The 10,401-nt window shown below is 50.9% G+C and carries 8 protein-coding genes and 1 pseudogene; 2 read left to right on the forward strand and 7 right to left on the reverse strand.

Features of this window, described 5'->3' with window-relative positions:
* Positions 1 to 275: 275 nt before the first annotated feature.
* The 7 genes from AC4MRN_RS16240 to AC4MRN_RS16270 all read right to left on the reverse strand — a co-directional run bounded on the left by AC4MRN_RS16240 (position 276) and on the right by AC4MRN_RS16270 (position 7,572).
* A complete protein-coding gene (locus AC4MRN_RS16240) occupies positions 276 to 1,016 on the reverse strand; it encodes a HugZ family pyridoxamine 5'-phosphate oxidase (protein WP_370166318.1) in 741 nt (246 codons plus the stop codon).
* Between the two features lie 35 nt (positions 1,017 to 1,051).
* Positions 1,052 to 1,849, reverse strand: a complete 798-nt coding sequence (locus AC4MRN_RS16245) for an ATP-binding cassette domain-containing protein (protein WP_073320399.1) — start codon at positions 1,847 to 1,849, stop codon at positions 1,052 to 1,054.
* Positions 1,842 to 2,924 (reverse strand): FecCD family ABC transporter permease, encoded by a 1,083-nt coding sequence (locus AC4MRN_RS16250; protein WP_491203864.1) that lies wholly within the window; start codon positions 2,922 to 2,924, stop codon positions 1,842 to 1,844. The genes AC4MRN_RS16245 and AC4MRN_RS16250 overlap by 8 nt, the downstream gene beginning before the upstream one ends.
* On the reverse strand, positions 2,917 to 3,771 hold the full coding sequence (locus AC4MRN_RS16255) for a heme/hemin ABC transporter substrate-binding protein (protein WP_073320396.1): 855 nt from the start codon (positions 3,769 to 3,771) through the stop codon (positions 2,917 to 2,919). The genes AC4MRN_RS16250 and AC4MRN_RS16255 overlap by 8 nt, the downstream gene beginning before the upstream one ends.
* 58 nt (positions 3,772 to 3,829) lie before the next feature.
* Positions 3,830 to 4,927 (reverse strand): HmuY family protein, encoded by a 1,098-nt coding sequence (locus tag AC4MRN_RS16260; RefSeq protein WP_491203865.1) that lies wholly within the window; start codon positions 4,925 to 4,927, stop codon positions 3,830 to 3,832.
* A 15-nt stretch (positions 4,928 to 4,942) separates the two neighbouring features.
* Positions 4,943 to 6,898, reverse strand: a complete 1,956-nt coding sequence (locus AC4MRN_RS16265) for a TonB-dependent receptor plug domain-containing protein (RefSeq protein WP_491203866.1) — start codon at positions 6,896 to 6,898, stop codon at positions 4,943 to 4,945.
* Positions 6,899 to 7,056: 158 nt separating this feature from the next.
* On the reverse strand, positions 7,057 to 7,572 hold the full coding sequence (locus tag AC4MRN_RS16270; protein WP_491203867.1) for a hypothetical protein: 516 nt from the start codon (positions 7,570 to 7,572) through the stop codon (positions 7,057 to 7,059).
* A gap of 207 nt (positions 7,573 to 7,779) precedes the next feature.
* Between AC4MRN_RS16270 and AC4MRN_RS16275 the strand changes: the two genes are divergently transcribed.
* Positions 7,780 to 8,847: a PQQ-dependent sugar dehydrogenase gene (locus AC4MRN_RS16275; protein WP_491203868.1), complete on the forward strand. Its 1,068-nt coding sequence runs from the start codon at positions 7,780 to 7,782 to the stop codon at positions 8,845 to 8,847.
* Positions 8,848 to 9,032: 185 nt separating this feature from the next.
* Positions 9,033 to 10,401 (forward strand): annotated as a pseudogene (locus AC4MRN_RS16280) (bifunctional aconitate hydratase 2/2-methylisocitrate dehydratase); the annotation flags it as partial.

The raw sequence follows: 10,401 nt of genomic DNA on the forward strand, positions 1-10,401 counted from the left end.
TCATCAGTACCGGAATAAACCAGTAGCTGGTAGACAGTGACTCCCAGAAAACCCGAACCCGGGCAGTGATGATCCTCAATGACACCCTGTATTCCTTTTTTGAGATTGGAAAACTACGCTATCACGTTTGACGAGGAAAGAAACCCAAAGTGAGGATGAAGCCGGTGAATGGCTGTTAAATCGGGTAGGCTGAGAGGACTAATTTAGGTACCAGGTTTTGCCGGTTCAGGCGATAAAGCGGAGAGGGTAAATTACCCTCTCACAGATACGGTATTTTACTCGGCCGTTTCAGCCAGCGCGTCACGGCACGCTTTGGTTTGTGCAACCAGTGCCTGGCGAACTTCGGTAGGACTGTGACAGGCTTTGGCAAACGGAATAAACACAATTTTACCTTCGGCCGACTGATAATGAGCACCTTCAGCAAATACGCTTAGCATGGTGACCTTACTGGTCTGCACGTTGGCAAAATGAGCCAGAATGAGTTGCATGGCATCCTGATGATCGTCGTTCATATGTTCAATCATACCGGCGGTATTGCGTTGCCATTCCTGGCTTTCCGTTTGCCAGAATTCCGGATTGATCCAGTGGATCTTACCAAACCCACCAATAAAGCGAACACGTGCTACGCTGATTTTGTAAAAGTGGAAATCATGGGTTTGCTGGTAAGCTCTGGCCTGAGGAAACAACTGAAAATATTGCTCAGAACATAGCGCAATTTCTGCGTCATCAGTGAGCTGGCTGGCATCGCCCATAATGGTGACGCGACCATTGGCCTGTGAGTCATCCTCGCTGGGATCGAATACGGTCAGGCTGACTTTACTGTCGGCTTTTATATTGCGGGTATGAAGCGCGATGTCACTGATGTAAATGATCACATCCCCGGTATGGGTTGTGACAAACGGCACAATTGAGCCAAAGGGGTAGCCAGGCATTGAGGTAGACTGGGTGCTTAACACACCAGAGTGTTGGGTACGGCACAGTTGTTTGGCTTCAAAAGCGAGCGTTTGCATGGTCATGGGTGTTCCTTATTCTTAATACATAACATGGTACGTCAGTGGGTAACCAAAGGGGGTTTACCCGGACGCGTAATTAGTTCTATTGGGGTGCGGTAGCACCGTGTGAGCACGGATTCAGTGAGTACGTTACGCGGTGATCCCTGTGCAATGCAGGCGCCTTCGCCCAATACCCACATTTGTTGACAGTAGGGCGAGACTAAGTTGATATCGTGACTGATACACAGTACCGCTAAGCCCAGGCTGGTCAGGGCATTCAACTGCTCCATGACACCGCGCTGGTGACGCAAATCCAGCGCCGACGTCGGCTCATCCAGCAACAGTAATTTGCCGCGCAGGTCCGGGGTGACGTTCACTGGCTGATGTTCAGGAATGAGCTGTAACACCGCTTTGGCCAGAAATATGCGCTGGCGCTCGCCGCCTGACAGGGTTTGTATATCTCTGCCCAGTAAATGCGTTAAATCAAACCATTGCGCTACGCGGGCAACCCAGGCGGTACGCAAAGCCAGCGGTTCTTTGTAAAGGCTTCGTCCCAACAACAGAATTTCGTCTGTTGAGTAGGCAAATGGCGTATTTGGATGCTGCTGCATCACTGCACGCTGTTTCGCCATGTCTGCAGGAGACCAGGCAGAAAGTGGCCTGTTGAGCAGCGAAACCGGCAGAGCCGTATTGCGAATGCCTGTGAGGTGTAAAAGCAGAGTAGATTTACCACAGCCATTCTCGCCGACGACGGCGGTCATTTCTCCGGCTCGCAGTTTTCCTGTCAGGTTGTGAATCAACGTGCGATTGCCTCTGGTAATGGACGCATTGTGAATGGCAAGTACCGGATCAGTCATCGATGCGCCCTCGCTGTTGGTACAATAAATACAAAAAGAATGGCGCGCCTACGGCAGAGGTAATAATGCCAATTGGGATCTCCAGCGGGCTGAACAGGCTGCGTGATACACAATCAGACAGGACCAGTAACACACTGCCCAGAATACCACTGGCCGGCATCAGGAAGCGTTGGTCAACGCCTACCAGGTTGCGGCAAATATGTGGGATCACCAGACCAATAAAGCCAATGATGCCGCACAGGGCGGTGGCAAGCGCAACGGCAAATGCCACTGTCCAGAGCAACAGGTTTTTATAACGTTTAACGTTGAGCCCCTGATAAGCCGCGTCTTGTTCACCCAGGGCAAATAAATTCAACGCGGAGCGGCAATGCCAGAATACACTGGCGCTGATTGCTAAACAGCTGCTAAGTATAGCGACCTGCAACCAGTTTGCTCCTGCCAGACTGCCCATGGTCCAATATGATATCTGTCGCAATGCATCATCGTCAGCAAGGTAGCTGATTGCCCCAATGACCGTGCCTGTCAGCGCATTTATTGCAACGCCGGCAAGAATGAGTGTGCCGACTGCAATACCGTGAGCGCGTCTAGCCATATGTAATACCATCGCTACTGTTAGTAATGCACCGCAAAATGCGGCAATAACCGTGGCAAAAGGGGTTATACCGGGCCAGTATAGTGGCAGTATCGCCATGCTGGTGGCCGCTGCGGCTGCAGCCCCGCCGGAGATACCGATCAATCCGGGATCAGCCAGTGGGTTTCTGACTAACCCCTGCATCGCACACCCCGCCATACCCAACAACGCACCAACACAAATGGCCATGAGCGTGCGGGGCAAACGCAAATCCCAGAGCACGTACCACTGCATTGCTACGTGTCTTGGTGCAGCGTCTTCAGCAGTCAGGTATTGCCAAATCGCTGACCATTGCCAGTCGTAGCTGCCCAAAGATACGGACAGCCAGGCACTGATGAACACCGTAGAAACGGCGCCAGTTAATATATGCTGGCGGCGATGATCACGCGCAGTAATATGCTGATTAATCTGCACATCGGCAGCGTGAGCGGTAAGGTTAGTCACGTTGTTGTGTGTCCGTAGCAACGGTGGCCTCAACGATCTGTGCCAGCGTATCAGCCACTCTGGGCGAGAGTCCCAGGCTGGTGGCACTCGACAATGGCGTAACAGCACATTGTTTGCCTGCATGTGTCATCGCGATGGCTGGATGTGCACACAGGGCCTCAATGGCAGCTTGGTCGCTGCCAAAGTGGCTGGCCATGAAAATGACATCCGGATTGGCTTGCATCACACTCTCGTTGCTCATCAGTTTGTATTCGTTGAGGGAAGAGGCAATGTTGTGCATACCCAGTTCGCTAAACAAAGCATCCGGCAGAGTATGACTGCCCGCAACGGTTAGACCTCGGTCATTATTCGCCACTACATAGAGCGCCTTTTTCCCTTTCACCTGAGCAGCGGCTGAGGACTGTAAGACCGTGTCGATACTGTGTTTTACCTGCAGCTTTAAGGTGTTGGCATTGGCTGTCGCGTCGAGATCCTCGCCAATGTCGCCTATCATGCCTAACAGTCCATCCAGTGTGCGTGGGTGATTGTATTTGATCACCCTTACGCCAGCGGCTTCCAATTGTTGTAACACGGCATCGGGTCCAGTGGCCGCAGCGCCCAGCACATGGGTTGGGTTTTGTGCCAGTACACCTTCGGTACTGAGCTGTCGGAAGTAACCCAGTTTCGTAAGTTCAGCGGCAGCATGGGGGTAGTAACTTGTGCTGTCGGTGGCGACCACATGGTCACCGCGATCCAGCGCAAACACTATTTCTGTTACGCTGGCGCCTGCTGCGACAATGCGTAACTGCTCATGGGCACCTGTTGAGCACGCCCAGAGTGTACACAGGAATAAAACAATACGTTGCATAAATCACTCTCATTACCGCTACCAGACCTGCACAGCGTACAGGCCCGGACAGCAAAGGTTATTCTGTTATGGCGTCGGCGCGGAAACTGTAGTTACCTGATGTACCGGCTTCATCGTAATAGCTGGTGATCTGGAATTTGTAAGTAACATCGCCAGCCTGGATCAGATATACGCCGAATTGCGAGTACAGCAGGTGTGTGCTGCCGTCGTAGTAATACCAAGGTGTGGCATCAAACGCGTATTCGGTGTAGGCATCGCTGGTGAAGCCCATGTAAGGCGCAGCAGCAGAATCGATTCCTGTGTAGGTCTGGCCATCTGTTTTGATTACCGTTGCGTCGTCTGCCAAAGTCAGTGAAAACGCTGCACCGGCATCACCGCAAGTTAGCATCAGGTCCCACTCATCGGCTTCTGTTGCTGTGGTTTGTGTATCAAAGTCGACATAGGTATCGTCGGTACAGGCTTCCGTTTGCAGGGTTAACGTTTGCGCTGTGGCGAACTCACTTTGTCCATCCAGTACGCTCTGATGCGCAATTTCAAACGTGATTTCACCGATTTCACGCCCCGTGGTTTGAATGTCGGTAACCCGGAATTTGGTGTAGTTACTGTCGGAATACACAATGTAATACACATCGTCAGCGGCGGTGACTACGTGGGTTGTCATGTCATAGTTATAGAAACTGGTGCCCACTACCGCAGCGGCTTCGTCACTGCTAAATGCGTCAGCTTCAGGTACATCTGCCAGCGTAATGGCCGTGTAGTCATCCAGTTCTGAATCAGCTGTCGCTGTAGTGAACATATCTGCGATAGGGTTGCCGTCAGCATCATAAAAGTCAGCGTTGTTACCGGTAAAGTATACGCTGACGGGCGTTTCCTGTGCTGTGTTCAGCCACACTTTGGTGCGACGGAAGGCGATATCCCAGGTCGTGTCTGAGGCCGCTTCTTCGTCAGTCAGTTCAACGGTGCTCTGGGTGTCTAAATCGAAGTACACCGTTACAGGCTCGCTGGTAGAGCCTGTGCTGTAAGGGCCGTAAATTTCGCCTTCGGTAATGATTTCCTCTTCGGGCGTTTTGTTACTGCTGCCTCCACATGCGGTTAATAACATGGCCATCGTGGCTGGCAATAAAGTGGCGGTTAAGCGCCCGGTCGAAACTTTCATGAGAACTCCTGCTGTTTAAAATTGATACTGGGTGCTGAGCACAATCTGACGACTCACAATGCCGCGGGCATCGAATAAGCCTTGTTGTGTTTTGGCGGTGTTTTGGTGTTGGTCGAAGATATTTTCTATGCCTACCTGCCAACTCAGGTGGTCGGAATACTGGTGTTTAAACTGAACATTTGCGGTAATAGCGTGGTCGCGATAGATACCTGCATAGCTGCTGTCAGGCGACTCATCATCACTGGCAACCACATAAAACTGGATATCAGCATCCCACGGGAGATGTTGGTAAGTTACCGATGCTTTAACCAGATGGCGGGGACGTTCAGCCAGTCGCTGGCCGTCGCCATCTTTGGCATCCAGAAAGCTGTAGTTAACCTGCCACTTAATAACATTGTGCTCTGCGCTTAAAGCGACATCAAAGCCCTGAATGACGGCTTGCTCAACATTACTGTAAACAAACACATCTACACCGGCCTGCTGAGACAGTGCTGCATCGGCGGTGGTGATAATAAAATCGTCAGCGTCGGTGTAGTGGAGGTTGAGGTCTGACGAGAATTGCCAGTCTGTATTGGGCCGATAGAGCCACTTCACGCCGCCCGAGACATTATTGGCCGTTTCCGGAACCAGTTCGTCATTGCCGATGATCATGTAACCAAGGTTGCTGTGGTCAAAAATGTAGTAGCGTTCTTTCAGGTTTGGCACCCGGTAACTCTGCCCCGCACCCGCTCGCCACTGCCAGCTGTGGTCACCGGATTCAATGCGATAACTCACGCTTCCGCGCCAGGCCTGGTGCCAGTTGAAGTCACTGTCGTATTGCACCCGTGAACCAAGCAGCATTTGAAAAGACTGCCAACTGGCGTTTACCTGTACAAAGCCTTCAGCAGACTGTCGGCTGGCATCATCGACTTCAACAATCTGTGAGGCGAGGTTAACCTGGTCGAGCTGATCCTGATGCAGCGTCATGCCAGCAATCCACTCCAGGTCGCCCATCCAGACTTTCTGCAACTCCAGTTCCTGCATGGCAATCTGAGTGTCACGCAAGCCGTTTGAATTACCACTGGTTTCATTATGCCCGAGTGCCCGGGCGCTGATGTGCCAGTCGTTTGTGGCGGCAAGACGCATATCCTGTTGCCATTGCTCGACTTCAGACTGATAACTCAGCACGGAAGACTGACCTGGCACGCTGGACAACACTTTGTATTTATTTTCGCTGAACCAACGGGATTTACTGGAAAACCGAAGCTGTGAAAATTCACGGGACAGATCCAGATGCAGGAAGGTTTTGTCGTTAGATGCGCCATTCTGTAGCACGGTGTCCGGGTCGTAATCGAAACCTGGATCGTCGATGTACTGCACATTCAGGCTGGTTTGCCAGTCAAACAATGTCTCTGTTGCCTGGAGCCGGTAGAGTTGCCCCCAGTTATCATCATCTCTGGCATTATTAGCGTAACTATTGGCTTCCAGCGTGACACGAACTGTACCTTTTTTCGGCGCTTCGGTGATGATGTTAATTACGCCGCCCATGGCCGAACTACCGTAAAGGACAGAGGCAGCGCCACGCACGATTTCGATTTGCTTAATGTTATTAACGCTGATTTGGTCCAGATCAACCGCCGAACCCGTCGGCGAAATGAGCGGCTGACCGTCCATGAGCACTAACACCCGGTCCGCACTAAAACCCTGTAATTGAATGTTATATCCGTCCTTACGGCTGCGGGTTACCACTACACCGGGCATGACTTCAAGTAACTGGCGCAAGGTGCCACGCGACAAGCGTTCGATAGTGGCTTGTTCTATAATTTCCACATTCACCGGTGAGGCGTACAAAGCTTTCGGCGAACGGGTGCCAGTTACAACAATCGTTTCGGGATCGTCGGCAGTACCAGCCAGGGTCGCCGGACTTAGTAGGGTCAACAACAGCAGGGATGAAATGGACCTGTGATGGATATCTGATTTATTTATTAACATTAAAAATACAAATGATAACGATTATCATTTGATCTTAATCAAAGATGGAATTGTTTGGCAAGAGCTAAAAGGAAAAAATACCTGAAATAGCGATAAACGGTGGGGTAACGACTACGAACGTGTGGCGAAGAATGCCGTGTTCGTTATCCACTGGCCGATTATAAAAGGGCGTTTTGTTTGGGGCGCTGAATAATCCACCGCGCTAAGTCCTGGCGCAGTATTCGGTAAAGTTCACCACCAACGGCCCCGGCAAGTGCCTGCCAGCACAATCCGGCGAAGCTGCGGGTACCGGCGATCAGCGTGACGTTTAGCAATGGGTGCATAATAGCCAGCATCAGCAACATTGCTAACGCACCACCAACGGCATGCAGCCAGTTGCGTCTGAGTTTCAACCAGCGGCCCAGTCTGCCACTGATGAACAGCGCCAGGGTTAGGGAAAGGAAAATGGCGCCGCCGAACTTCGGCAATAAACCCCACCAGTCTAATATCGTGTGTTCAAGCCATTGATTACCATTAATCACCACACCAAGTTCAGTAAGGTTCTGCAGTACGAATTGAGATTGAGCAACACTTGCAATGGTATAGCAAGCCAACCAGGCAACCAGTAACGCGCCCGCTTTGGTAAAACGGCTAACCTCTGTGTCAACGTGGAATTCGGTGGCTTGTTCAGACATTCACTGCTTCTCTGGTTAATCTGAAGGGTAAGACTAAGGTATTTAGCGGTGGTCAATAATTTCATGGTAAGCTGCGCAATACAAGTTGTAGATCATTATTTGGGCATGAATTCAGGTTTCTCGAGAGGCTGGCAATGCTGGCTGATAGGCTTTCTTTTAGGGTGTACGTCTCCTTTGGCGCTAAGTGCCTCGGCCGAGGCGCCGGCATTGACTGGAAATTATCACCAAACCCAGATTGCCGGCTATTTAGATTACCCATGGGCGGCGGTTGAAAACCCGTTAGGAGGGTGGCTAATAACAGAACGCAGTGGCGTCATCATAGAGTATGATCATGCCGGGCAGCGTCAGGAAATACCGCTGCAATTTGAACAGTTGTATGTGGCTGGGCAAGGGGGATTACTGGATATTGAACTGGCTCGTGATTTTACCGAGTCGCGACGGGTATACCTCAGCTACGCCAGTGGTTCCGCAGGTGAAAACTACCTTACTTTCGGTACGACTGTGTTAGATACCAAAACACCTGTCGTGAAGGATATTTTCAAGGTGTCGACTCCGAAAGACACTCCGGTGCATTACGGTGGGCGGCTCCTGCAATTGCCGGACGATACCTGGTTAATGACCAGTGGTGATGGGTTTGATTATCGCGAACAAGCGCAACGCAAAGACAGCTTTTTAGGTAAGGTGTTGCGTTTCACTACAGGTGGCAAACCTGCAGCTGACAACCCGTTTGCAGGCGGCGATTCAGAAGCGGAACAATACATTTACACATTAGGGCATCGCAATCCGCAAGGGCTTATACAGGACCCCAAAAGCCGTGATATCTGGCTGCACGAGCACGGTCCGGATGGCGGTGATGAAATTAACCTGGTGAAAGCTGGCCAAAACTATGGCTGGCCAGTTGTTACCCTGGGGCGCGACTATTCCGGAGCGCGTATTTCGCCGTTTACGCAATACGAAGGTATGCAGGATCCAATCTTGAACTGGACACCTTCGATAGCCCCATCAGGGATGACGATCTACCACAACGATGTGTTTCCGGAATTGCAGAATCACCTGTTGGTGACGAGCCTTAAAAATAAAGCGCTCTATGCTGTCTCATTAGACCAAAATCGCATGTCGGCTGTGCAAATTTTTGCTACCATAAATGAGCGTTTGCGCGACGTAATTATAGGGCGCGACGGCGCTATTTATGTACTGACCGATGGAGAGAGAGCTCGCATTATGCGTTTTTCACCATTGCGTCCGAAAAATGTGCCAGAACACAGCTTACGCTAGAGTAGTCATTAGCATGTAATCACTGCTCTGCATTATAAATAGTCTGCCTGAATAGCCGTTATAACTGCGCGTCAGCGCGTTGGAATTCAATTTTGGAACACAAACCGCTATAATTCTGGCGCTTTTATAGTCACTTCCTGCCGTCGACCGTCAAACCAGGCAGGAATAACCATGAGGAAAACATCGTGTTAGAAGAATATCGCAAACACGTAGATGAGCGTGCTGCTGAAGGAATCCCGCCAAAACCGCTGAATGCGGAACAAGTGGCTGGGTTGGTAGAATTACTGAAGAACCCGCCTGCAGGAGAAGAAGCGTTCCTGTTAGAGCTGATCTCTGAGCGTGTACCTCCTGGTGTTGACGAAGCTGCTTACGTAAAAGCGGGTTTCTTAAGTGCCATCGTTAAAGGCGAAGTAAGCTGCGACCTGATCGGCAAAGAAAAAGCGATTGAATTACTGGGCAACATGCACGGTGGTTACAACATCGCGACGTTGGTTGAATTATTGGACGACGCGGCGCTTGCGCCTCTGGCAGCTAAAGAGCTGAAGCATACTCTGCTGATGTTTGATGCCTTCCACGACGTTGAAGAAAAGCATAAAGCAGGTAACGAATTCGCAACTGACGTCATCAAGTCCTGGGCTGAAGGTGAGTGGTTCACTTCACGTCCGCAAATGGCTGACAAGATGACTTACACCGTGTTTAAAGTAACCGGTGAAACAAACACTGATGACCTGTCACCTGCGCCTGATGCCTGGTCACGTCCTGATATCCCTCTGCACGCCTTAGCGGCCTACAAAATGACCCGTGACGGTCTTGAGCCAGAAGAGCACGGCGTGAAAGGCCCAATGAAACAAATCGAAGAAGTGAAGGCCAAAGGCCATCCGGTTGCTTTCGTCGGTGACGTAGTCGGTACGGGTTCTTCTCGTAAATCTGCAACTAACTCGGTTCTGTGGTTCTTCGGTGAAGACCTGCCAGGCGTACCAAATAAGCGTGGCGGCGGTGTATGTATTGGCTCTAAAGTAGCGCCAATCTTCTTCAACACCATGGAAGATGCGGGTGCGTTAGTGTTTGAAGCTGACGTTGAAAAAATGAACATGGGTGATGTGATCGACATCTATCCGTTCGAAGGCAAAATCACTAACCACGAAACTGGTGAAGTACTGGCTGAGTACAGCTACAAGTCTAAGGTCATCCTGGACGAAGTACGTGCTGGTGGCCGTATCAACCTGATCATCGGTCGCGGCTTGACTGAAAAAGCCCGTGAAGCATTAGGTTTAGGTCCGTCTGATTTGTTCCGTAAGCCAGAGCAACCTGTTGACACTGGTAAAGGATTTACACTGGCTCAGAAAATGGTAGGTAAAGCGTGTGGCGTTGATGGTATCCGCCCAGGTACATACTGCGAGCCTAAGATGACCACCGTTGGTTCTCAGGACACCACAGGTCCTATGACCCGTGATGAACTGAAAGATCTGGCGTGTCTTGGCTTTACTGCTGATCTGACTATGCAGTCTTTCTGTCACACTGCGGCGTATCCTAAGCCGGTTGATATCGATACTC

The sequence above is a fragment of the Marisediminitalea sp. genome (assembly GCF_984433645.1).

Bases quoted from the DNA above. Each gene is read 5' to 3' on its own strand.
- AC4MRN_RS16245 (WP_073320399.1), bottom strand. From the start codon at position 1,849: ATGACTGATCCGGTACTTGCCATTCACAATGCGTCCATTACCAGAGGC.
- AC4MRN_RS16260 (WP_491203865.1), bottom strand. From the start codon at position 4,927: ATGAAAGTTTCGACCGGGCGCTTAACCGCCACTTTATTGCCAGCCACG.
- AC4MRN_RS16270 (WP_491203867.1), bottom strand. From the start codon at position 7,572: ATGTCTGAACAAGCCACCGAATTCCACGTTGACACAGAGGTTAGCCGT.
- AC4MRN_RS16240 (WP_370166318.1), bottom strand. From the start codon at position 1,016: ATGACCATGCAAACGCTCGCTTTTGAAGCCAAACAACTGTGCCGTACC.
- AC4MRN_RS16255 (WP_073320396.1), bottom strand. From the start codon at position 3,771: ATGCAACGTATTGTTTTATTCCTGTGTACACTCTGGGCGTGCTCAACA.
- AC4MRN_RS16265 (WP_491203866.1), bottom strand. From the start codon at position 6,898: ATGTTAATAAATAAATCAGATATCCATCACAGGTCCATTTCATCCCTG.